General features: G+C 43.3%; 22 protein-coding genes. 8 read left to right on the top strand and 14 right to left on the bottom strand.

Translation table 11 applies throughout. The annotated features are described in order from the left end of the window. The first annotated feature begins 8 nt into the window (after positions 1-8). The 6 genes from gatA (at position 9) to GLW00_RS10850 (ending at position 6,329) form a co-directional block, all read left to right on the top strand. The gene (gene gatA / locus GLW00_RS10825; protein WP_160913940.1) at positions 9-1,478 is read left to right on the top strand and encodes an Asp-tRNA(Asn)/Glu-tRNA(Gln) amidotransferase subunit GatA; all 1,470 of its coding nucleotides are present in this window, start codon (positions 9-11) and stop codon (positions 1,476-1,478) included. Continuing rightward, positions 1,478-2,908, top strand: coding sequence for an Asp-tRNA(Asn)/Glu-tRNA(Gln) amidotransferase subunit GatB (gene gatB, locus GLW00_RS10830; RefSeq protein WP_160913942.1), 1,431 nt, complete (start codon positions 1,478-1,480; stop codon positions 2,906-2,908). Before gatA ends, gatB begins: the two co-directional genes overlap by 1 nt. Before the next feature lie 156 nt (positions 2,909-3,064). After that, positions 3,065-3,985 carry a diacylglycerol kinase gene (locus GLW00_RS10835; RefSeq protein ID WP_160913944.1) on the top strand — a complete coding sequence of 307 codons (921 nt, stop codon included), beginning with the start codon at positions 3,065-3,067 and terminating at the stop codon, positions 3,983-3,985. Positions 3,986-4,129: 144 nt separating this feature from the next. Beyond that, positions 4,130-5,512 (top strand): 23S rRNA (uracil(1939)-C(5))-methyltransferase RlmD, encoded by a 1,383-nt coding sequence (rlmD, locus tag GLW00_RS10840; protein WP_160913946.1) that lies wholly within the window; start codon positions 4,130-4,132, stop codon positions 5,510-5,512. Between the two features lie 48 nt (positions 5,513-5,560). Next, complete coding sequence (locus GLW00_RS10845; protein ID WP_237417485.1) at positions 5,561-5,746, top strand: hypothetical protein; 186 nt, start codon at positions 5,561-5,563, stop codon at positions 5,744-5,746. Between the two features lie 295 nt (positions 5,747-6,041). Next, positions 6,042-6,329, top strand: coding sequence for a YkvS family protein (locus GLW00_RS10850; protein WP_160913950.1), 288 nt, complete (start codon positions 6,042-6,044; stop codon positions 6,327-6,329). Between the two features lie 372 nt (positions 6,330-6,701). Here the strand turns inward: GLW00_RS10850 and drt3a are convergent, their stop codons facing one another. Beyond that, positions 6,702-8,018, bottom strand: a complete 1,317-nt coding sequence (gene drt3a / locus GLW00_RS10855; RefSeq protein WP_160913952.1) for an antiviral reverse transcriptase Drt3a — start codon at positions 8,016-8,018, stop codon at positions 6,702-6,704. A gap of 243 nt (positions 8,019-8,261) precedes the next feature. Here drt3a and GLW00_RS10860 point away from each other — a divergent pair, with 243 nt between their 5' ends. Next, positions 8,262-10,208 (top strand): RNA-directed DNA polymerase, encoded by a 1,947-nt coding sequence (locus tag GLW00_RS10860; protein ID WP_160913953.1) that lies wholly within the window; start codon positions 8,262-8,264, stop codon positions 10,206-10,208. Between the two features lie 299 nt (positions 10,209-10,507). Here GLW00_RS10860 and GLW00_RS10865 read toward each other — a convergent pair whose 3' ends face one another. The 7 genes from GLW00_RS10865 to GLW00_RS10895 all read right to left on the bottom strand — a co-directional run bounded on the left by GLW00_RS10865 (position 10,508) and on the right by GLW00_RS10895 (position 18,592). Then, positions 10,508-11,287 (bottom strand): DeoR/GlpR family DNA-binding transcription regulator, encoded by a 780-nt coding sequence (locus GLW00_RS10865; RefSeq protein ID WP_160913955.1) that lies wholly within the window; start codon positions 11,285-11,287, stop codon positions 10,508-10,510. A 104-nt stretch (positions 11,288-11,391) separates the two neighbouring features. Continuing rightward, on the bottom strand, positions 11,392-12,510 hold the full coding sequence (locus tag GLW00_RS10870) for a 2-aminoethylphosphonate--pyruvate transaminase (RefSeq protein ID WP_160913957.1): 1,119 nt from the start codon (positions 12,508-12,510) through the stop codon (positions 11,392-11,394). After that, positions 12,497-13,870, bottom strand: coding sequence for a (R)-1-hydroxy-2-aminoethylphosphonate ammonia-lyase (gene pbfA / locus GLW00_RS10875; protein ID WP_160913959.1), 1,374 nt, complete (start codon positions 13,868-13,870; stop codon positions 12,497-12,499). Before pbfA ends, GLW00_RS10870 begins: the two co-directional genes overlap by 14 nt. Continuing rightward, positions 13,863-14,672, bottom strand: coding sequence for a phosphonoacetaldehyde hydrolase (gene phnX, locus GLW00_RS10880; protein WP_160913961.1), 810 nt, complete (start codon positions 14,670-14,672; stop codon positions 13,863-13,865). The genes pbfA and phnX overlap by 8 nt, the downstream gene beginning before the upstream one ends. A 1-nt stretch (position 14,673) precedes the next feature. Continuing rightward, on the bottom strand, positions 14,674-16,440 hold the full coding sequence (locus tag GLW00_RS10885) for a putative 2-aminoethylphosphonate ABC transporter permease subunit (protein ID WP_160913963.1): 1,767 nt from the start codon (positions 16,438-16,440) through the stop codon (positions 14,674-14,676). 10 nt (positions 16,441-16,450) lie between these two features. After that, positions 16,451-17,491, bottom strand: coding sequence for an ABC transporter ATP-binding protein (locus tag GLW00_RS10890; RefSeq protein ID WP_160914308.1), 1,041 nt, complete (start codon positions 17,489-17,491; stop codon positions 16,451-16,453). Positions 17,492-17,584: 93 nt separating this feature from the next. Then, positions 17,585-18,592 carry a putative 2-aminoethylphosphonate ABC transporter substrate-binding protein gene (locus GLW00_RS10895; protein WP_237417493.1) on the bottom strand — a complete coding sequence of 336 codons (1,008 nt, stop codon included), beginning with the start codon at positions 18,590-18,592 and terminating at the stop codon, positions 17,585-17,587. Between the two features lie 292 nt (positions 18,593-18,884). Here GLW00_RS10895 and GLW00_RS20815 point away from each other — a divergent pair, with 292 nt between their 5' ends. Further along, positions 18,885-19,019: a hypothetical protein gene (locus GLW00_RS20815; protein WP_272482816.1), complete on the top strand. Its 135-nt coding sequence runs from the start codon at positions 18,885-18,887 to the stop codon at positions 19,017-19,019. A 1,057-nt stretch (positions 19,020-20,076) separates the two neighbouring features. Here the strand turns inward: GLW00_RS20815 and GLW00_RS10900 are convergent. From GLW00_RS10900 to GLW00_RS10925, 6 genes are all read right to left on the bottom strand, one after another. Then, complete coding sequence (locus GLW00_RS10900; RefSeq protein ID WP_160913964.1) at positions 20,077-20,802, bottom strand: polyphosphate kinase 2 family protein; 726 nt, start codon at positions 20,800-20,802, stop codon at positions 20,077-20,079. 676 nt (positions 20,803-21,478) lie between these two features. After that, the gene (locus GLW00_RS10905; RefSeq protein WP_160913966.1) at positions 21,479-22,432 is read right to left on the bottom strand and encodes a calcium/sodium antiporter; all 954 of its coding nucleotides are present in this window, start codon (positions 22,430-22,432) and stop codon (positions 21,479-21,481) included. A gap of 208 nt (positions 22,433-22,640) precedes the next feature. Further along, positions 22,641-22,940: a protein YxiS gene (yxiS, locus tag GLW00_RS10910; protein WP_335808467.1), complete on the bottom strand. Its 300-nt coding sequence runs from the start codon at positions 22,938-22,940 to the stop codon at positions 22,641-22,643. Between the two features lie 247 nt (positions 22,941-23,187). Then, positions 23,188-23,430, bottom strand: coding sequence for a hypothetical protein (locus GLW00_RS10915; protein WP_160913968.1), 243 nt, complete (start codon positions 23,428-23,430; stop codon positions 23,188-23,190). Continuing rightward, positions 23,411-23,926 carry an RNA polymerase sigma factor gene (locus GLW00_RS10920; protein ID WP_160914314.1) on the bottom strand — a complete coding sequence of 172 codons (516 nt, stop codon included), beginning with the start codon at positions 23,924-23,926 and terminating at the stop codon, positions 23,411-23,413. The genes GLW00_RS10915 and GLW00_RS10920 overlap by 20 nt, the downstream gene beginning before the upstream one ends. Positions 23,927-23,942: 16 nt before the next feature. Further along, positions 23,943-24,314, bottom strand: a complete 372-nt coding sequence (locus GLW00_RS10925; RefSeq protein ID WP_160913970.1) for a group-specific protein — start codon at positions 24,312-24,314, stop codon at positions 23,943-23,945. Between the last annotated feature and the right edge of the window lie 245 nt (positions 24,315-24,559).

The raw sequence follows: 24,559 nt of genomic DNA on the forward strand, positions 1-24,559 counted from the left end.
GTTCGACGATGTCTTTATTTGACTATACATTACGTGAGCTTCAAGAGAAGCTACATAATAAAGAGATTTCTGTCACAGATTTAGTGGAGGAATCTTACAAACGAATCGAAGAAGTGGACGACGAAGTCCAGGCCTTTATCACGCTGAACAAAGAAGCGGCCAAGAAGCAGGCGGCAGAACTTGACCAGGAGCGCGGCAACGATGATGCGAAGCTCTTTGGTCTGCCAATCGGTGTGAAAGATAACATCGTAACCAAAGGACTGCGTACGACAGCAGGTAGCCAGATCTTGTCTAACCTGGATGATCCTTTGTATGACGCGACCGTTGTCAACAAACTGAATGACGCCAAGTCCGTTACGATCGGAAAATTGAACATGGATGAATTCGCGATGGGTTCTTCCAATGAAAACTCAAGCTACGCAGCGGCTCGTAACCCTTGGAATACCGATTACGTTCCTGGTGGATCCAGTGGTGGTTCTGCCGCAGCTGTAGCCGCAGGAGAAGTTCCTTACTCCCTCGGTTCTGATACAGGTGGTTCGATCCGTCAGCCAGCCGCTTATTGTGGTGTGGTCGGATTGAAGCCGACTTACGGCCGTGTGTCCCGTTTCGGACTCATCGCGTTCGCCTCTTCTCTTGACCAGATCGGACCAATTACGCGCAGCGTCGAAGACAATGCGTTCTTGCTTGAGACAATCGCTGGTCATGACAAGATGGACTCTACATCTGCGAACGTTGAAGTGCCGAAGTACACGGAGTCTCTGACTGGTGATGTGAAAGGCATGAATATTGGTGTGCCGAAAGAATACCTTTCTGAAGGGGTTTCTGAAGAAGTAAAAGAAGCAGTCAAAGCTGCTCTTAAAGAATACGAAAAAATGGGAGCGACTTGGGAAGAAGTTTCTCTTCCTCACTCCAAGTACGCCCTATCCACGTACTACCTGATTTCGTCTTCTGAAGCATCTGCGAACCTGGCCCGTTTCGACGGTGTCCGTTACGGTAAGCGTGCCGAAGATGCGAAAAACATGCTGGATATGTTCATGCGTTCCCGCGCCGAAGGTTTCGGTGACGAAGTGAAGCGCCGTATCATGCTTGGAACCTTCGCGCTGAGCTCTGGTTACTACGATGCGTACTACAAGAAAGCCCAGCAGGTTCGTACATTGATCAAGAACGATTTTGAAAAAGTGTTCGAAGACTACGATGTCATCATCGGGCCGACAACACCGACACCTGCCTTCAAAGTAGGGGACAAAGTCGACGATCCAATGACGATGTATGCGAACGATATTTTGACGATTCCGGTTAACCTTGCAGGCGTACCAGGAATCTCCATCCCTTGCGGTTTCTCTGGAGACGGTCTGCCGATCGGCCTTCAGATCATCGGAAAACACTTTGATGAAGGTACCGTTTACCGGGCCGCTCATGCCTTCGAACAGGCGACTGATTATCATAAACAACGCCCGTCCCTTGGAGGTGCGCGCTAATGAATTTTGAAACGATTATCGGACTTGAAGTCCACGTAGAATTAAAAACAGACTCGAAAATTTTCAGCCCGTCTCCGAACATGTTCGGAGATGATCCGAATACGAACGTGAACCCGATCGACCTTGGGTACCCAGGTGTGCTGCCGGTGTTGAACGAAGAAGCCGTTAACTTTGCGATGAAAGCATCCATGGCTTTGAACTGTGACATCGCGACAGACACGAAGTTCGACCGTAAAAACTACTTCTACCCGGACAACCCGAAAGCTTATCAAATCTCCCAGTTTGATAAACCAATCGGTGAGAATGGTTACATCGATATCGAAGTCGATGGCAAGAAGAAGCGTATCGGTATTACCCGTCTTCACATGGAAGAAGATGCAGGTAAGCTGACACACAGCGATGACGGATATTCCCTTGTCGACTACAACCGTCAAGGAACGCCGCTTGTTGAGATCGTATCTGAGCCTGACATCCGTTCACCGAAAGAAGCGTACGCGTACTTGGAAGCATTGAAAAACATCATCCAGTACACAGGCGTTTCCGACTGTAAGATGGAAGAAGGTTCACTCCGTTGTGACGCCAACCTTTCCATCCGCCCGATCGGTCAGGAAGAATTCGGTACGAAGACAGAGCTTAAGAACTTGAACTCCTTCTCCTTTGTACAAAAAGGTCTGGAATTCGAAGAGAAGCGTCAGCAGAAAGAATTGCTTTCCGGAGGAGAAATCCTTCAGGAAACTCGTCGTTACGATGAGCAGACGAAAGAAACAATTCTGATGCGTGTCAAAGAAGGTTCTGACGACTACCGCTACTTCCCAGAGCCGGATCTTGTGCCTCTACACATCGATGAAGCTTGGAAAGAACGCATCCGTGCCGAAATTCCTGAGCTTCCAGATGCCCGTAAGAAGCGTTACATCGAAGAATTGAAACTTCCAGAGTACGATGCGATGGTTCTGACAAACAACAAAGAGCTTTCCGATTTCTTCGAAGAAACAATCGCCGAAGGAGCGGACATCAAGCAAGCTTCCAACTGGTTGATGGGTGAAGTTTCAGCTTACATGAACAAGCACTATAAAGAACTTCATGAGCTTGAGTTGACACCGGCTTCTCTTGCGAAGATGATCCAGCTGATCGAAGACGGAACCATCAGTTCCAAGATCGCGAAGAAAGTCTTCACAGAGCTAGTAGAAAAAGGCGGCGATCCTGAGAAGATCGTTAAGGATAAAGGACTTGTGCAGATTTCCGACGAAGGACAGCTGACGGAAATCGTTGTCGGCATCATGGACAACAACCCGCAGTCCATCGAAGACTTCAAGAACGGAAAAGACAAAGCCCTTGGATTCCTTGTCGGTCAGGTGATGAAAGAAACCAAAGGACAAGCGAACCCGCCGATGGTCAACAAGATCATCCTTGCAGAAATGGAAAAGCGCTAAACGCTTGAATAATAAGGAAAGCACGCACTTGCTGGTGCGTGCTTTCGTATGGTTTAGGACTTGCCATCATATACTATAGAAATGGTTTGCAAATCCAGGAAAAAGCGCTATGATGTAGAATGGAACATGCTTGGATAGAAAAGGGGGTCATACACGATGAAAAGTGCCCGAATTATATATAACCCGACCTCTGGAAGAGAAGTCATACGCAAGGTTCTCCCGGACATTTTGCAACGGTTCGAACAGTCCGGTTATGAAACCTCCACTCATGCCACAACATGTGCTGGTGACGCCGTCAAAGCAGCAGAATACGCCGTCGATCGTGAATTCGATCTCGTTGTGGCTGCAGGGGGAGACGGAACCATCAATGAAGTGATCAATGGACTTGCCGAAAAACCACACAAACCGAAAGTCGGCATCATTCCAGTCGGGACAACGAACGATTTTGCCCGTGCTTTACACGTGCCTAGAAACATTCATAAAGCGGTGGATATCATCCTGGAAGGCTACAGCCATCCGCTCGATATCGGCCGTGTCAACGACCAATATTTCATGAACATCGCCGGTGGCGGTAAAATAACCGAAATCTCTTACGAAGTACCAAGTAAGCTGAAAACAATGATTGGGCAACTCGCCTACTACTTAAAAGGCATCGAGATGCTGCCATCCATTCGTCCGACCTATGTTGAGATGGAGTATGACGGCAAATGGTATGAAGGCGAGATCATGCTTTTCCTCGTCAGTAATACCAACTCTGTCGGCGGCCTGGAAAAACTGGCCCCATCTGCCCGTATGGATGACGGACTTTTCGACCTGATGATTATTGAGAAAATGAACATCGCAGAATTCGTCCGTTTAGCGACACTTGCCATCCAGGGTAACCACTTGAATCATCCGAAATTCATCCACACGACCGCAAGCCGTGTAAAAGTGAAGACAGATGAAAAGATGCAGTTGAATATTGACGGGGAATTCGGTGGATTATTGCCCGGGGAATTTGTCAATTTATACAGACATCTAGACTTTTTTGTCCCAGAAGATATATTCAAAGAAGAAGAAGCTGACGAAGAAGAATAATGGGGAGCGCTGCTGTGTGAGACAGTGGCGTTCTTTTGTTTTGTTTAGGGGGGAATACATAGCCTACCGGGGCGACTCCGCACTTAGAGATATGATAAACTACATGTAGAGTATATAGATAAAGCGATAAAGGACGGATGAACAATGGCGAAACCGAAACCGCCCGTACAGAAAAACGAGACGATTGAATTGAGCTTTGAGGATTTGACCCACGAAGGCAATGGGGTAGGGAAAGTCGATGGCTATCCACTTTTCGTACCGTATGGCCTTCCAGGTGAAAAGGCCGAAGTGAAAGTCGTCAAAGTGAAAAAGAACTTTGGCTTTGGCAAGCTGGTGAAAGTGACAGAAGCAAGTGAAGACCGGGTTGAGCCGCCATGTGATGTTTTCTACCAGTGCGGCGGCTGTCAGCTTCAACATATGAGCTATCAAATGCAGCTCGATATGAAACAGAAGCAAGTGAAAGACAACATGAAGAAAATCGGACATCTTGAGCATGTCCCTGTCCACCCGACAGTCGGTATGGAGGACCCGTGGCGTTACCGCAACAAAGTTCAGATTCCTGTCGGGCAGAAAGAAGACGGCGAATTGATGACCGGCTTCTACCAGAAGCGAAGCCACAACATCATCGACATGGACACATGCCTGATCCAGGATGAAATGAACGATCGCATGGTCGAAACCGTCCGCCGCATCGCATCCAAACATGGTATAGATGCCTATGATGAACAGACTCATCGCGGCGTGCTGAGACACATCATGGTCCGTACCGGTCAGAATACGAAGGACATCATGATCGTTCTTGTCACAAAGACGAAAAAGCTTCCGCATAAAGACAAAATGATCGATGAGATCCGTGATGCTTTTCCAAACGTGAAATCAATCGTCCATAACGTAAACAGTGCGAAAACGAATGTCATCCTTGGAAAAGAAACGAACATCATCTGGGGCGATGAGTACATTTATGACACGATCGGCGATATCCGATTCATGATCTCACCGAAGTCGTTCTACCAGGTCAATCCGACCCAGACGAAGAAACTTTATGACCAGGCGCTGGACTATGCGGATTTAAGAGGTGGGGAGACCGTCATTGACGCTTACTGCGGTATTGGAACCATTTCCTTGTTCCTCGCTCAAAAAGCGAAGAAAGTGTACGGCGTAGAAATCGTTCCTGAAGCGGTTACTGATGCGAAAAAGAATGCGCGTCTGAACAAGATGGAAAACGCAGAATTCTATGTAGGACAAGCGGAAGAGCTTATGCCTTGGTGGCGTAACCAAGGGCTGCGTCCGGATGTGATTGTCGTCGATCCTCCGCGTAAAGGTTGTGACGAAGAGCTGTTGAAGGCGATGCTGGATATGGAACCGGAGCGGATTGTTTATGTATCCTGTAATCCTTCGACACTTGCTCGTGATCTTCGTATTCTAGAGGATGGCGGGTATGAGACGAAGGAAGTTCAGCCTGTTGATATGTTCCCGCAGACGAGTCATGTGGAGTGTGTGACGTGGCTGGAGAAGAAAGAAAAGTAAATTTCAGTAGTATTTTTAAAGGGAGTTCTTGAAATGGAAGCGAACAAAATGTGGTTGTCGTTACCAAAGGATTTTCGAAAACAACTGATAGCCAATGTCTACTGTACAAACTGTAGTGATATTGTCACAATCACTGACTTCATCAACGTTGATCATCCTGTGGGTGTTATGTTGGATGGCAAATGCGAAAACTGTGGCAGTAAAGTAGCGAGAGTAGTGGACATGGATGAATGATAGTGAAAGTAAATTCTTAAGCCTATAAGGGACCGGTTGTTGTGTTTGGGGAGGTAACCACACAACAACCGGCCTTTTTTTACATGTTATATTCTTTGTAGTCCAGGGTAACTTTATATAGGAAGTGTTGTCCCATTCTTATAAAAAAGAATCGTGATAGAGTAATACTCTAAGATGAATGAGGGCACTTAATTAAGGGTATAGATAAGGAAACCCTTGGCCAGAATCTTGACACCAACGAAAGCGAAACTACAAAAACTACATTACATTCACTCACTAGGAAGGGGAATTTCTCATGGCTGATGAAAATATAAGCAAAGGTTTAGTAGATGCTGCGTTTAAAAAGAAAGAATCAGAAGAACAAGAGGAAGTAAAAGAAGAGGAAAAAGCGACCGTAGGCGATATTATAACTTTCCAAAAAGACGGCCAACAGTTTGAAGCTGTCGTAACTTCTGCTAATTTACAAAACTCCGTTGTTTGCGACATGACTATTATGGATGATTTCCACGAGCGCAATTTAGATTTCGAAAAAACCGTTGTGGCTCATACAAACTACAGCATTAAAAAACGTCGTGATGTGTAAGTTCAATATTGGGAATATATATAAGAGCATCACACTTATCATGTGTGATGCTTTTTTTAGTGTAGGTAAGCTCAGCTCGGGGGAGTATCTGATACAAACATCATTTTTAAGTTATCAGTCAGGCACCGAAATAAGACGAAAGAAGTTCACTGTTACCGAATACGAGTCATGAAGAGTGTATGGCGTGGTTGGAGAGAAAAGAAATTTAAGGTTAAGTAGTATTTTTCTTAGGTAGTTTCTTCAATGATAATTTAAGAATTAGGAAAAAAAGTAGTGAAAGATGTTTGATAGATGAATGAAAGAAAAACAGGGGGAGGCCCCTGTTTTTTGGTCTGAAACTGGTATAAAATTCTTGGACTAGGGTTTAATTTTTTACTGTATCATACGAAAGTAATGATGTAACAATTCACTCTTTCTCATTTTTAATATTTGTGAATAGTTAGTAGAACTATCTAGCTTGTTTACTTTACTTCTAAGAGAGTGGATTGGTATTTTATCAATAATGTTTATTTTTCCACTATTACTATTTATAGAGCCCATCTTGTGTAATTTTCTTCTCATTTTTCTATTATGTATATTTTTTTTGGCTAAGTGTATATTTTGATTTAGTTTTTTTTCAACTAATTTAAAGCTAGCATCATTAATGAATTTATAGTCTTCTGACAATCCAAAAGTAACAGAAGTATACTTAAGACTAAATTTAGAATTGGTCTCAATCGCAAATAACTTCTTGGACATTTTATTTTTTTTTGTAAGCACTTTAAGACGCTCGTAAAGCAAGTGTTCATTATTATTTTGAAAAAAATCAAAAAATATGTAATTTATCTTTGCTGTGTATTTTTGTAACTTGTCATTAGATATTCCTATTTCTAATGAGGGCTCTCTTTTTTGTGTATTGTTTTTTCTTGTTCTTTTAAATGTATAACCAAGATATTCAATTGCTGTACTGTTTTTATCTTTAGTCAGTACTTTACTTTCAGATTTAGATTTATTCATTTTGAGCTTATACTCTTTGAAAATGCTCTCAATCTTATTATGGATTTTTGTTGTTTCAGTTTTTGAGACCTTACCAGCTACTACAATGATTATATCGTCAACGTAACGACTGTAGAATAATATATTTGCATGAATTCTTCTTAATCTTAAATCAAAGCCCTCAAGAAATAACTCAGAAAGATAATTACTTATGGAGAGTCCAGTTGGTAGGCCGGTTGCTTGTTTAGAGAGTAATTTTTGGAGTAGATCGTACTCTCTATATTGTAGCAATGAGGACTTTTCTATTTTACTAAGCAGATCATTTAGATGAATGGATTGGAAAAAATTCTCTATATCTAATCTTATAATGTAGTAGTCGATATTTTCTGAAAGTATATCCTTTAAATTAGATATAATAGTAGTTCTATCTTTTAATTTTATTTTATACTTTTGTTTTATTGTATCCTTTAGATATTCAATAAGTATTCTATCTCTAATAGTTGGTATGTTTACGGTTCTACCGTTGGTTGTGACTTTTTTGAAGTTGGTAAATTGATAAGTATGATTATTAGTTTTTCTCTCGATGATGTCTAAATTTTGATCAATATTCCTCTCGAAATTTGATACATTTACTCGGTCTTTCCCTGTTTTAAGTGAAGGTTTCAATAATTTGAAATACGTGTCTAAAAGGTTTTTATCTAGTGTAATATTCATATCCATCACCTTATAGAATAATTAAAGAAGAGAAGTGACAAGCAAGTTTTTAATGTGTAATGCCGAGAAATGACTCAGGTAAATATAAAAACTACGTTTAAACGCAGATTTTATATTTTAATATTACATAGCAATAAAGCAGTGTTTTGCAAGGACCCTACTTTACTAGCTACTACTTGCCACATACTCTATATAATATTGTATAATATTTACATAGATAATTCTATGAAGAAGGTGAATAATTTGGAAAATAAAATAATTGCCCCTCTACTCACAGATACATTGCCCTCTGAAATTCCTATTATATTCTCTATAAAAACTTTTCATGATTACATAATAAACCATATAGAAGAGTGGAATAATATAGACTTTAGGGGCAATGAAAAGAATTCTAACCGAAAGATGAATCTTTTGAAATTCTCAATACCTTTCTCTTTCTTAGTAAATAAAAATAATTCAGAATTCAGGAAGATTGACTTAGTTCATCCTCTTGGGCTTTTACAAATGGCAAAGTTCTTGGAACAGTTTAACGGACTTATAGTTAATTATTTTGATCAAAATAACGTTTTTTCTATTAGAGTCCCTTTAGGTCTAAATAATACATATAAAAAAATCCCTAAAAAGTATATTGAAGAATTGAACTGGGTGCTAACTCCTGAGAAAGAAGATAATAATAGTGATAGAGACAAATTCTTAAGAAACTATTTTAACTTAGGTGCATTTCCAAGGATAACTGATTTCTATAAATCCTATTATTTAAAACATTTAGAGCAAAAATATACATACCTTACAAAATTGGACTTCAGTAATTGTTTTGATCGAATATACACCCACTCAATAGATTGGGCATATTATGGTAGTAAAAGTATAGCGAAGGATAATATATCAAATTCATTAAGCAGATTTTCTGGGATTTTAGACAAATTAACTCAATCTATTAATTATAATGAAACTAACGGTATCGTTGTAGGCCCTGAATTTTCAAGAACTGTTGCTGATGTTGTCTTATGTAGAATTGATAACTTAATCTATGATGAATCTCTGAAAGAAGGGTATGTACATAAACGGGATTACGAGATTATTAGGTATATTGATGATTATTTTATTTTCACAAAGAACTTTACAACCGCAGAAAAGTTAGAGGGAATTGTGAATAAGGTAAGTATTAAATATAAAATGAATGTAAATAAAAGTAAAAAGGTGGTTGAAAGAAAACCCTTTTTAAGAAGTCATTTGTGGGTAACTAAGGTCAAAGATGCTTTAGAGAAATTACTTAACTTCTTAAAGAAGAAAGATCTAGGTTTTTATAAATATGGTTACAATAACTTCTATGATGACATTAGATTAATAATACATGAATATGAGGAGCATAGTGTGTACATTATTTCATATATAATTAGCACATTAGAAAATAAAATCATATACATAATCAATGATCTATTGAAGCTTAATGATAATGATTTAATTTATTACCACTTCTCAAGAATTTTAGACTTGCTAATGTATATAATAGGTTTTTCTGTAAAATACGAAAATGTACTTAAAGTTAACAGGATAACGATACTGTTACAGAAAAAGACCAGTGTTATTGAAAAAAATATGGACGACCTCATCTATAAAAAATACTTTAATTTCTTAAAATATAATAGTGATAAGTTCATTGATTTAACAAATGTAATTATTTTGTTGACGTTTAATAACAATAACTTACCTAGAGAATTTTTAATTGAAATCTTAAAGCGTAATGAGAGTTATTTCTCTCTATCTGTAATCACTTATTATATAATTAATAAAAAGGATGGATGCATATACTATAAATCCGTAGTTGATGAAATCAATGTGATTGTTGAAAAGTACATCGAACAGGCAATAAAAAGATTTTCTGTAAATATAAATAAAAGTGACAAGGGTAAGTATGATGGTATAGATGGTTTCCTTCTATCTGATTATTTTTACATACTTCACGATCTCTATTCTTCTGGCATATTGAACAACAAAAATTTAGGAGAAATAAATAAAATTAAAAGTAAAATATCAACTAAGAAAGATGCGAAAGGAATGGAACTATATAATTTGTTTCTTGGTTACATAGCCAATTTTGACAAACCTTTTATGGATTGGGAAGCGAATTTTGATGAAATATTTAAGCAGTCTCTTATAAGGAAGCATAAAAGTAAATTTAGTTATTAAATTTCGTTACGATTGATTAGGACTGTTCAGTTGTCTTTAGTTTGAGTAATTAACAAATGAGGATATTGTGAAATTATTTCAAACCCCATGGTCTTTACAAAATCGGAGCCTGACCCCCGCTTCGCTCAGAAGGGGCCAGGCACCGGAAATTCATCCCATATGGAGTGGGTAACGTGATTTCAACAGAAGAAAAGTAAATTACAATATTATTTCTGAAGAGTCATCTTTGTGGAAGGATGAAGGGGAAACAGGGGAGGTACTAGTGTTTGGAGAAGCAGCACTAGTACCTCCTTATTGTTTTACCTAGATATCCATTCCGTACCTAAACGCTGCAAGTTCGATCCCCAATCCTCAGGCGGCGGAACATCACTAACAACAGCATAAACATCCTCTAAATTCGACATCTTCACGTACGTCCTCATCCCGATCTTAGAAGAATCCGCCAGAATATAAGATCTCCCCGATTGTTCAATCAGCTTCCTAGTAAAGAGCGCCTTGTTCGGGTCGAAGCTTGTGATCCCATGATCGATGTCGACACCGTCTGTAGCGATGAATGCTTTGTTGACGTAGAAGTCTTCCATCATTTTTTCAGCGATGGGGCCGGATGTGCGCAGGTGGTCGACGCTTACTTCTCCGCCGATGAAGATGACGCGGGCTTCGAGTTCTCTGCGTTTCGTGTATTCCATCAGCCGGTTCAGGGCTGGGATGGAGCTGGTCATGATCGTTAAGTTTTTCTTTCCTCTTAGAAAAGGAATCATCTGAAGCGGCGTGCTTCCTTCATCGATGACGATGGTGTCGTGATCTTCGACTTGATCCGCGGCTGCTTGGCCGATGGTTCTTTTTTCTTCGATGTGTATCGATTCTCGTTCATAGTGCGGCAGTTCGTTGGACGTTTCGTTTCTTACAGCTCCGCCATATACTTTTTTCAGTTTCTGTTGGTTTTCCAGGTCATCCAGGTGTCGTCGAATGGTTTCGGTCGACACGTCCAGTTGTTCGGCAAGTTCGCTGACTCGGACTTTGCCTTGATGTTCGAGCATTTGTAGTATTTTTTGTTTCCGTTCTTCTGCGACGAGTGACAACGTCGTCCCTCCTAACGTGACAAAAACCTTCCTTTCTTTCCATTATACATGAAAGAGGGGTACGCTAGGTTTCCTCTTTCATGCATGGAAAAGCAAAGGGTTCTTTATTTGGTAACGGGTTCGAGCCAGTATAAACTCTCTCTAGTAGCTTCAAGCAATGCTTCTATATCTGAAGGGTGAATGTCTCCGATATTACCGATTCTGAATGTCTTCAGGTCGGTTACTTTCCCCGGGTAAATGACAAAGCCGCGGGACTTCAACTCTTCATAGAATCGTTCAAATTGGAACGACTCATTTTCCGGATAATAAAACGGTGTGATGATCGGCGACTGCCACTCATCAGGGAGAAGGGGCGTGAAGCCGAGCGCACGCATCCCATCGACGAGTGTCCGTTGGTTCTGCTCGTAGCGGTTCTGTCTTGCCGGAATACCGCCTTCCAGCTTTAATTCTTCGAGTGCCTGTTTGAACGCCCTAACAGTATGAGTCGGGGACGTGTAGCGCCACTTTCCTTCCTGACCCTCCATTGTTTTCCATTGATCAAACAAGTCGAGCGACAGCGAGCGGGCCTGACCTTCGCACTGCTGGATGGCCTGTCGTTTAGCGATGACAAAACCGAAACCAGGAACGCCCTGGATGCATTTATTGGCACTGCTGATGACATAATCTGCGTCCATATCCGTGATTGACATCTGGATCCCGCCAAAGCTGCTCATAGCATCAACGATGAACGCCTTATTGTAGCGTTTGACAATCGCTGCGATATCGTGGATCGGATTCAGGAGACCGGTTGTCGTTTCACAATGGACGACGGCTACATGAGTGATCGCTTCATCTCGTTTCAGAGCAATTTCTACTTTTTCTAAGTCAGGCTTCTCTGTCTCTCCGTATTCAATCGTGCGTACGTTCAGCTTGAGGCGTTCGGCAATCTCAGCGATGCGTTTTCCGTACGCGCCATTGACGAGGACACAAAGTTTTCCATCGTCAGGGACGGCGGTGGAGATGACAGATTCGACACTGAACGTGCCGCTTCCCTGCATGAGCACACTGGTGTAGTCTTGTTCTGATACTCCGGCAAGAGACAAAAGGTCGGAGCGGATCGACTGGACGAGGGACTTATAGTCCTCATCCCACGTGCACCAGTCTTTCAACATGGATTCTCTCACTGAAGCGGTCGTTGTTAAAGGACCTGGAGTGAGCAGTAGATAGTGATCATGATTTTGCATACGTATTCTCCTCTCTCAGCTGCACGTCTTCAATCGCTGATTCCAGAATGTTCAGCGCTTCGTCTAAATCTTCGTGTGATAGGTTTAATGGCGGACAGAGCTGCAGGACGTTTCCTTTTGAAACTTTGAAACTGAGTCCGTGATCTAAGCAATGGTACATGACCGCTTCTGCTGCAGCTGTCGCTTTTTCTTTCGTTGTACGGTCGGTAACGAGTTCGACGGCAAAAAGAAAACCGATGTGCCGGATATCTCCTATAAGAGAATAGCGTTGTTTCCAATCTTCCAAACGCTCTTTCATTTTTTGTTCCAGGAGGGGGAGTTGCTCCAAAAGCTGTTCCTCCTGAATGACGTCGATCATCGTCAAAGCCGCTGTAGCCCCGAGTGGGCTTTTTTCGTGGGTGTAATGGCCAAGCGATGTATCTTTTGCGACATCTAAGGAATCATCGACGAGTAAAGCTGCCATTGGATAGACGGCTCCGCCTAATCCTTTTCCGAGTACGACCATGTCAGGGACGATGTCGTAGTGCTCGAATGCGAACCAGCGGCCGGTCCTTCCCATACCGATGGCGGTCTCATCGAAAATGAGTTTCACATCATATTCTGTACACAGCGCTCTTATTTTCTTCATAAACGCATGAGAAGGAAGTTGTACGTCTGTATTCCGGACGGTTTCCATCACGAATGCGCCGATGTCTGGGTCTTGTTGGAACAGGTATTCAATATGTGAAGCGAGCTGTCGATCATCAAGGCCCGCCCCCTCCCAGTTCGGCCGGTAGTTCTGAATAGGGGGAACGTGGATCGCGCCGGGAAGGAGCGGACCTATTTGGCGACGGAAATGAGCTTCACCTCCAACAGATAAGGCATCCATCGAAGCGCCGTGAAACGATTCCCACATCGAAACGGTTTTGTGTTTCCCTGTCGCGATCCGTGCAAGTTTCAGCGCCATACCGATGGCAGAGGTAGCCCCAGGTGCGAACAACGATTTGTTCAAAGGGTCCGGCGCAAGTTCGGTCAATCGTTTCGCGAGTGCGATGGCGTTACGGTTCGTATAGCGTCTAGTTGAAAAACTGAGTGTATCGAGCTGCTGTTTCATCGCTTCAATGACTCTTGGGTGTTGGAATCCGATTTGATGGACGGCATTGCCGTGAAAATCCAAGTATCGTTTTCCTTCGATATTATAAAAGGCAGAACCCTCGGCACGATCGATGACATCCAGGCACGGGGTTGATAGCGACTGATGTAAAAAGTAGTGCTCATCTTCTTTCAGGATGTGAGTGGTTTCGTCCGAAAGCCTTTCGTTCCAAGCCTGGCGGAGAGGGGACTGGTTGACGTCCCCTTCGCCGTGGTACACCTTAGGCATACGCACTCACTTCTTCATTCATCTGCTTTTCAATTTCATCGATTCTTTCAGGAAGCTCACTCATGTCGGTTATGACATAATCGGCACCGGCTTCAAGCAATGTTCGCTTGGCAGCTTCGATTTTCGTCTGAAGGAGGACGGGATCCATTTCTTCAACTTCCTGTTGAGAGAGGCCAAGCGTGCTGCTGCCTTTGACGACCCCGATGGTCCACGACCCTGCGTTACGACCTTCCTGCATATCCGTTTCCGTGTCGCCGACTTTAATCATTTGACTTGTCGGGAAGACGTTCAGTTGTTTCGCATTTTCATAGATCATCCATGGATAAGGGCGTCCGGCAGGAACCTCGGTGGAAGCGACGATCGTATCTGGTTCGTATCCTTGTTTCTTCGCTTCGCGGGCGACGATTTCAATCATTTCTTCCGTGTACCCTGTGGTGGATCCGATCTTGATCTCGCGCGCTCTCAATTGTTCCATCACTTCGGTCACGTGCGGAAGCGGAGTCGCGAATTGGTGGAGACCGCGGAATAGCAGGTCTTCGAAATCTTTGTACATCGCTTCGATATCTTCCTCTGACGGCTCACTTCCATGGGTGTTCGTCCATTCGGTGCGGACGCGCTCCATTTCTGTAATGGCACGGATGTGATCGATTTTCAATAATCCCATCGGCTTACGCGCTTCATCGTATGTGATCTGAATATCACGCTTGTTGAAAACCTCGATAAATACTTGGACAGGGGCAAAGCAGCCGTAGTCGACCGTTGTTCCGGCCCAGTCAAAAATGATCGCTTGAATGTTTTTCATATTAGATCCCTACTTTTCTTTTTTTAATAGATTTGACAATTGTTTCGTACGCGACACGGACGATGATGTTGGTCATGATGATCAATAAAGACATCGCTGCTGCCGGTGCAATGTCTCCGGCATCGTTCATGTTGACGATAGCGATGGAGGCAAGCTTCCACTCGGAAGAATACAGAAAGACGACCGCGCTGATCGTCGTCATCGAGTTGACGAACAAGTACATCATCATTTCGAGAATCGCCGGCCAGGACAGGGGCACCGTCACTTTGGCGAACGTTTTGTAAAAAGGAACCTTCATCGTTTCAGAGATGGCTTCGTATTCTGCATCTTGTTTCTTGAGAGATGTCGTTGCGGTGATGAACGACACCGAGTAGAAGTGGATGATATTCGCGAGAACGAGAATGATCATCGTTCCGTACAACCACTGAAAAGGGTTGGCGATTTCCATGGATGTAAACGGGATGCTGATCGCCGACTGGTTAAAGAAGAAGATGAAGGCAAGACCAATGACCAGTCCAGGTAAGGCAATCGGCAGAATCGATAGAAAGTATGATACTTTTCTAACCCATGCCAGGTGACGCGATTTTTCAATCAAGTACGCGCCGATAAAGATGACCACCGTTCCGATGACAGCCGTGACCGCAGAGACGATCAGGCTATTGTAGAAAGGCTGAAGCCCGTCTCCCGCCACTGACCCGAACCCGAAGTGACGGAGCGTCAGCGAGAAGTCGTAAGGCCAGACTTTTACAAAAGCGGCAGCGATTATCGCCAGGAACAAAGTGATGATGCCGATTGTAATGGTTGTACAGTACGCCGTGAATAGACGGTCGCGCACAGGGTTTGATGGCGTCTTGTACGGAGTTGCCTTTGAGCTGATGCTCGACTGCTTCCGTTGGATCCGCTGATCGACGATAAAAGCGATCACGGCTGGAATGGTTAAGATGATGCCGACGGTTGCTCCCATGGAAAAGTTTTGCTGGCCGATCACCTGCTTGTACACATCAGTTGCGAGCACATTGTACTGCCCACCGACGACCTTTGGTGCGCCAAAGTCGGTGAAGCTGAGTGTAAAACTGACGAAAAAGGCGCTCACCAGCCCATACTTGATACTTGGGATAGTGACGGTGAATAGTTTCTTCAACGTTCCTGCGCCCATCGTATCCGCCGCTTCATATAAACGTTGATCGGCGGTGGATAGAGAAACTTTTAATATTAGGAAGGCTTGCGGGAAGGTGAAAATCACCTCGGATATCACAATGCCTTTGAATCCATAGATGTCAAAATCGGACTCCTGCCAGCCGAACCACTGCTCGAATAGTCCAAAGAACCCGGTCGTGAATACGCCGTTGTTTCCGAGCAAATAGACGAGAGCGATGCCGTACATCATGGTCGGTGCGAATAAAGGCAGCAGGGCCATGTACGTAAAGAACGTTTTTCCTTTCATCTTCGTCCGTTCAATCGCATAGGCGAAAAGAAAGGCTAGACTGACCGAGAGAATCATCGTGATCGATGCGACCGACAAGGTATGCACCGCGGATTGAAACAAGCTGGGAGAGGAAAAGTAAGTGATGAAGTTCTCCGCTCCGATGTATTCTCCCTGGGTGTTCTGCATCGCCCGTTTCAACAGCTCGATGACGGGGAGGATGATGGTCGTTCCAAGTCCAACGAACATGAGCAGGAGTAGTATGCGTTGGATGTGCGCATCTTTACTTAAGGACTGCCTCACGACAGGTTCCCGGCTGAATAAAGATTGTAGTGCTGTAATCATGATGGACCTCCTAGGTGAGCACAGGCTGCTTCGTTGTTATGGGCTCGGGCTGGCCGTGAAAGAAGATGACCTTATCTTCCTGCAGTTCGGCATAGACCACTTCGCCCACAGCAAGTGGCTGTTGTTTGAACGTATCGGTATCGATATCAGCATAGAGAACGTTGTCCTTCGTTGTCTGCCTCAGCACGACGCGATAGGAGCTGCCCCGGTACTCTAAATTCTCAACCCGGGTGGGAAGGGAAGAGGCGGACGGATGGGTGTGAATCGTCACATGCTCCGGGCGGACCGCTACATCTTGTTTTTCCCCGTTCGGGATGAGCTGATCGCCGACGAAATTGACCGCCCCGATGAAGTCTGCAACAAAGGGGGAATGGGGGCGGTCATAGATTTCCTGCGGTGTTCCGGCCTGTTCGATTAAGGCATTGTTCATGACGATCATCCGATCCGCCATGGATAGGGCTTCTTCCTGATCGTGCGTAACCATAACGGTCGTAATGCCTAACTGTTTCTGTAGACGTTTGATTTCGTTTCTTAACTGCAAGCGGACTTGAGCATCCAGGGCGGACAGTGGCTCGTCCAGCAAAAGGAATTCCGGGTTCATCGCCAGGGCACGCGCTAAAGCGACACGCTGTTGTTGTCCACCGGATAATTGGGCAGGGTAACGGTCAGCCATCTGTTCTAAATTGACGAGTTTGAGATTTTCCAGTGCCGTTGCTTTGCGCTGCTTCTTGGAAAATTGTTTAGGGTTCAATCCATAGGCGACGTTTTGAGCCGCTGTTAAATTCGGGAATAAGGCATACGACTGAAAGACGATGCCGAAATTCCGCTCAGCCGGAGGAAGGTGTGTCATATCCCGGCCATTCATCAGGACGCCTCCCGCGTTTGGCATTTCCAGTCCTGCCAGGATGCGAAGGAGCGTCGTTTTTCCGCAACCGCTTGGTCCGAGCAAGCAGATGAATTCCCCTTTTTCAATCGAGAACGATATATCTTTCAAAGCGGTAAAGTTTTGGAACGTTTTGGTGATCTGTTCGACAGCGAGATGATTCATGATTGGACTCGCTCCTTTTTCATGAGATAATAAGAGACCGAAGGCGGGAAGACCCGCCCCTTTTGGTACAAAAAGTTTGCCGACTTCCGTTGTACCTTACTCTTTAGGGGCGCTCTTTCCGTCATATTTTTTGGTCCATTGTTCAAGAATGACGTCACGGTTCTCAGCTGCCCAGTTAAAGTCGTTTTCAATCAACTGCTCTTCAGGATTCTCAGGGAAACCTTCAGGAACCGGCTTGTCCGTTGGTACGGAAGTGATCGCGAAGTTCTCGCTGTATTCTTTCATCGCTTCATCAGAAATGGCCCAGTCCAGGAACGTCTTAGCAGCTGGTTTGATTTCCTCTTTCTTCACAAGAGCGTTTGCTTCTAAATCCCAGCCAGAACCTTCTTCAGGGAAAATGGTCTTGATCGGTTCTCCTTTTTCCGCCTGCGTAATGCCACGGTAACCGAAGGAAATTCCGATTGGATATTCCCCTTGTCCAGCAAGTTTTGCCGGCTTAGAACCAGAGTGTGTATACATGCCGATGTTCTGATGAAGTTTGTCCATGTAATTCCACGCTTCTTCTTCACCCATTTGCTGCATGAAGGCAGATACGGTTAAGAATCCTGTACCTGAGGAAGCCGGGTTAGGCATTACGATCAAGTCTTTATATTGTGGATCAAGCAAGTCTTCATAGCTTTGAGGGATATCCAGTCCCATTTCTTCCATTTCCACTGTGTTAACAGCGAATCCAGTCATCCAGGCGTTGATTCCGACCCAGTGTGGTGTTTCCTTTGAATCTTTGTATTGAGGAGCTACACGATCAATTCCTTTCGGTGCATATCCTTCAAGCATCCCTTGCTGATCAGCGACAAGCAGGCTCGTTGCGGCTGTTCCCCAAACAACGTCAGCGACAGGTGCATCTTTTTCAGCCAAAAGCTTTGAGGTAATTACACCCGTGGAGTCACGAACGATATTGACTTTAATGTCTGGGTTCTGTTCACGGAAAGAGGTTAAGTATGTTTCGATCATGTCATCTTCGAGTGCGGTGTACACCGTAATTTCTTCTTTCTCCTCTGCGTTTCCACCAGAGCAGGCTGCCACAAAAATCAACAAAAGTGTCATAACAGTCAACATTAATTTCTTCATCATTTTGAAATCCTCCTTAATTTTCCACAATCTATAAAAACAACGACAACGTTTGAATATGTGATTGATTCTTCGCTAATCCCTCCTATCTCTTACTGCATCTTCACTATAAAGCCTGTTTGTAAAAGCAGTATTAATCATGTGTTAAAGATGTGTTTTGTTGTGTTTTAATGTTGTTTGTTGTGGTTTTTTGTTGTGGGAATATAGAAAACAAGCACTATTCTAGAAAGGGAACAGGTGGCAAGTAGAGGAAGAGGGGGAACGATGAATGGTTTGGAAATGGATCAATAAGAAGCAATTGGATTTAAAAGCTGCGGTGTTTTTAGGAGGTGAAGATCAAGAGCGTAGGTCATTTCATCTTTTAAGAAAACGTTTACAAAGTTGCCACAACTGCCCCCGTTGAAATCAGGAAATGGTGATATAATAAGAGTGTAAAGAAGATAACAAATAAACAACTTAGGTGGCTCAACCATCGCGAGTTCGTTTCCAAACGAACGAAGGTCACAGCCGATGAAAGAACGTTTCATCCGTGAAATGAGGGTGAAAAAACCGTCTTGAGAGGTCAGGTGATACAGTCGCCTACAGATGGTAGGTGGCGGGGAAGTCTTGGTACACGATGATTCCCTTTTGAAATTAAATGAGGGAGGAGTAAGGAAACACAAAGTCTTCCCATAGCTAGTGCTTTCTCTCTTCTTTTGAAATAAAGAAAGAAGAAGGGGAAGGAAAATTGGACTTAACAGGAGAAGGGAACGGATTCTCTGAAGAATTGTCCTACGTTAAAGTCTGAATCCAAAAAAATGTGTAGGATCAAGGATGATTCTTACATGGTTGGGTCACCTAAGTTGTTTACTTCGCCCCGGCACTTTCTTAAGTGTCGGGGCTTCTTTCTGTACAAGGAAGTTGACGGGATTTAGTCATAACAGTCCGAATGTAAACGTTTGCAAAATTGACACAACTACCCCCCGTTGAAATCAGGGAATGGTGTTATAATAAGAGTGTAAAGAAGATAGCAAATAATAAATAAACAACTTAGGTGGCTCAACCATCGCGAGTTCGTTTCCAAGCGAACAAAAGTCACAGCCGATGAAAGAAGGTTCATCCGATGTATGGGATGAAATAACAGTCTTGATTGAGGCAGGTGATACAGCTATCTACAGATGGTGGGTAGTGGCTAAAGCTTGGAAGGACGATTTAGATTGAGGGTTGAGTAAGGAAACAATGAGCATTACCTCAGCTCTTCTGTTGAAGTAAGGAAGAAGAAAAAATAGACTTAACCGGAAAAGGAAACGAATTCTCCGTAGAATTGTCCTTCGAGAAAGTCTGGAACCTAGAAAAATATGTAGAGTCATGGATGATTCTTACATGGTTGGGTCACCTAAGTTGTTTACTTTGCCCTGGCACTTCTTCAAGTGCCAGGGCTTTTTATGTACCAGCGACGGTTTCCCTAAGGGTAGACACTGTTAGAGAGGAAGAGGGAGCTGTATTAATTTATTCTCAATCTCCTGGATAATGATGTGATTGATTTTCACTCTGGCATATTGTTTATTCTCTCCTGCTACGATGTGCCACTTGCTTTCTGGAGGAGACGTGTGCTGAAACATATCCTCTACAGCTTCTTCATACATCTCCCATTTGGAACGATTTCTCCAGTCCTCATCCGTGATTTTCCATCTTTTAAAAGGGTCTTGTTGTCTTTCTTCAAATCGTCTCAGTTGTTCTTCTTTAGAAATGTGCAACCACACTTTGATGACGACATATCGATCTTGAGCAAGCAGGTGCTCAAATTGAACGATTTCGTTGTAAGCTCGATTCCATTCGGATACAGAAGCGAAATTCTCGACTCTTTCCACAAGAACACGGCCATACCAGGAACGATCAAAAATTGCTATTTTCCCGTAAGGTGGGATCTTATTCCAGAAACGTTTAAGATAATGATGCCTCTTTTCGTTCGATGAAGGAGCGCCAATGGCATGGACGTCGAAGCCTCGCGGGTCGAGTCCGTTCGTTACCCGCTTGATCACGCCTCCTTTTCCCGAGGCATCCCAGCCTTCAAAGACAATAATAACGCCTAATTGGTTATCGTAGATGGATCGCTGCAGCTGAAGTAACTTCAACTGAGTCTGTTTCATTTCTTCCTTATACTGCTTTTTGCTTATGTCTAAGGATAGATCTACAGATTCCAGCATACCGTTCTCTCCTTTGAAGTTTTTGGTTTTAAAACCCTTTCTCTACTTATTCATCAAGGCATAAACTGAGCCGTGTTAAATACGATCTTATCTAAGTAAACGTTTACAGAACGGTCACAACTTCCCGCGTCCATATCCGTATTTGGTGGTATAATAAAAGTGTAAAGAAGATAACAAAAAAACATAAACAACTTAGGTGGCTCAACCATCGCGAGTTCGTTTCCGAACGAACGAAATGCCCGACAAAGGAGGCCGTTCATCCACGTAATAAGGATGAAAAGCAGTCTTGAAAGGGGCATATGATACAGCCGGCCTGCGGATGGAAGGTCGTGGAGAGGTCAGTGTATGACAATCCCCCCCCTGTAAAAATTAAGCGAGCATTGAGTAAGGAAACAAAAGAGCATTCTCTTAGCTGGTGTTTCATCATTCGTTGCGAATAAAGAAAGATGAAGAGAAGGCAAATGAGACTTAACCGGATCAGGAAACGAATTCTTAGAAGAATTGTCCTTCAAGGAAGTCTGAATTTCAAAAAATGTGTAGAATCAAGGATGATTCTTACATGGTTGGGTCACCTAAGTTGTTTATTTTCGCCCCAGCACTGCTATAGTGCCGGGGCTTTTTTATTTCAGATTTTCAAAGACGAAAGTGATTTTCCCTTTCATAACCACTGGAAATTTCAGTTTCTCAAAATAATGTAAACAAGATAAATGATATACATGGCCACAAGGATGGAACCCTCTATTTTTCCGATTTTATAATGGGTCCTTGAGAATAGAAACAATAATAAGCTCAGTACGATCATAATCATGACATCGATAAAGATTTTGCCATTTACAGATAAAGGCGAAATGACAGAGGAAGCCCCCAGAACAAACAAAATATTGAAGATATTGCTGCCCACTACATTCCCTAATGCTATTCCACTTTCTTTCTTTAATGCTGCGGATATGGAGGTTACGAGTTCGGGAAGGGATGTACCTATCGCAATGATGGTTAATCCCACTAACGTTTTACTCATACCGAGGTCATAAGCAATTTCTGTGCCGCTGTCTACCACCAGGTCGCCGCCAAAAATAATAGCTACTAAACCTGCCAGCGTCACAAGACTGTTTTTTCCCCACTTGATCCCAGGGGGGATGGCTTCATGTGTCGATTCTTTTCTACTTTTCAGCCCCACTTCAATCACATAGTACATAAAAATAGATAGGAACAATAAAAAGATGATACCGTCGCTGCGTGTAAGCAAGTTTTCACTTAAACTCTGTAACTCCGTATCACTAATAAGTACGAGTAATGCTCCACTAGCGAGCAATACAAATGGGATTTCTTTTTTCGTTGTTTCGCTCTCTACCATTAATGGGTAAAGGAAAGCGGCAATCCCTACAACTAGAGTGACATTGAAGATATTACTTCCTACAACATTGCCCAGCGAAATTTCAGCATTTCCTTGTAAAGCTGCGATGATGCTGACTGTCGCCTCGGGAGAGCTTGTGCCGAAAGCTACAATCGTTAACCCTATTAAAATAGGAGGTACACGGAGTAGCCTGGCAATGTTGGAAGACCCATCAACGAATAGATCGGCTCCTTTGATTAATAAACCGAAGCCGACAATTAATAAAACGTATGCCATATTTGCCCCTCAAACTCCTTTTATACTTTTTACTAGTTTTACCATACCCTCATTCGTTGCAGTTGAAAAGTAAGGGGGCAACTGCTAGGTACTTGGTAAAGGACTGACGGAGTAAGGGAAGTGCAACAAAATAACACGCACCAAAAGAAAGCACCTTCTCGTGGTGCCCCGGTGGCATCACGAGAAGGTGCTTTCTTTTTAGTTTTACTTACTTCAAATTTTTACGGCTGATTAAATCAGATACAACAAAAGCAAGGTCGTCATTTCCATAGAGAGACAGCACTTCAAGAAGAGTCTCAGAATCAATGTGATCGGACTCCTGCTTCGATACGGTCAGCTCCAAGGCATCGATCAGCTCTTTATTTTTCTCCTGATAAGGATAGGCCTCTTTATAAATAGCCACTGGATCCAGGTCATGATTGATACACCACTGGGCAAAAAGCAAAATCATCATTTTTTCGCCTTTTTGATAATTACGTATCACTTCCTCTTCATGGTTACGATCCACACAGCATACCTCCTTTGTAAGCGGGGGCTTTTTTTAGTTGGTCCACTCTCCGCAGTAGGAATATATTGATCCCCTCTACCATGATAGCAGATATCTATGAAAGCGTGGTCCGTTGTCTAAAGCCACATTCATTGGTTATTCTTGAAGTGGAATCGATATCCACATGACAAATTGTATATCGGTGACTGTCCCTACTGTACTCCTGCATTAACGAAAGGGAGAGGGGCAGGCTATTCTTCTGCTCGCACTACAGGAAGATGACCTGCAAAATGGCCAGACACATGGAAAGAACAGCCGGAATGACTTTCGTCAACGTCCAGCCCCGCATCGTTTCCATAAGAAGGTCTAATGGATTGTTCGTCGGGGAAGCTAAGTAATGAATCCACCGGCTTTTCCGGCTCCTCTCCCATTCGACATTTGAAACGTCCACCTTGTATTGGTCTAACTGATACTTTAAATGTTCTTCTTGTTCAAAGGGGTTTTTCTTCATTACTTTTCACCTCGAGGTCTTTTTTTAACAGTTGAATGGCTGTATGCAATCGTGATTTGACCGTTCCAATGGGAAGATTGAGAATACTCGAGATTTCCGCGTGTGGCAGGTCGTGGTAGTAGGATAAGAGAATGACAGCCCGATGAGTGGCAGGTAGCTTAGATACCGCTTCCTGAACCGACATTTTATCTTCTTGGGAAAAGGAGTCGGCCGGCTGTGGTGTTAAAAATGGTAGAAGGGATTGCCATTTCTTACGGCGATTCAGTTTCGTAATCATGATGCGATAAGCGATTTGAAAGAGATACGCTTTAAGTGTGCCTCGCTCTGGATCGTATTGCATTTTATTAAGTTGCAGTCTTACAAAGGTATCTTGAACAACGTCCACACTGAACGGTTCGTCTCGGGTATAGCGGTAAATGAACGAGTACAGAGGCTCTTTGTACAACTGATAAAGTGATTCCAGAGCATCTTTGTTTCCATGCTGGTAATCGCTCATCCAGTCTTCAACCGTTTTATTCAAGGGTTCCTCCATAGCGGGCGCGGATGGACTTCAGGGTGTTCGATAGTCTCATAAGCAGGTAGATGAAAGCTATGATCGTCCAAGCTTGCGATTGATTCGTAAAGAATTGGACATAGACATTGTCTACCGTCTGCCCTGATGAAATCAGCAAATTAAGCGCCTGTACGCAAATGATGGTATAAATGACCAAAGCGATCGTCAGTGTATCGAACACATTCCATCTTAGGAAAATCGTTGTTTTATGATAATCAATTTTTCCGTTCTTTCTTACGATGTGTTTTCTTTCCAATGGAATCATAATCCCTAAAATAATGACCATCCAAATTCCCACAACAATCAATGAGACAATCCAGCCTGTATCCATTGCGTACACCTCCAAAGGTTCTTTTACTAACTATACCAATGAGAAAGCGGGATGGTTCACATAAAAATGAAAAAGTGGAAATGATTGGGAGGGGTGAAAGAGCAGGGGTTTTTTCTTAGATGACGTACAACCACCACAAAATACACTTAAATCGGGCCTGCCCCACGGACTATGGTGAAGCTCTAAAGTGGGTGGAAGGGAAGAGTAATAGATACATATGAACGAAGAAAAGCAGGAGGCTGGTG

The organism is Halobacillus litoralis (assembly GCF_009856445.1).
In the GTDB taxonomy this organism is placed as follows: domain Bacteria; phylum Bacillota; class Bacilli; order Bacillales; family Halobacillaceae; genus Halobacillus; species Halobacillus litoralis.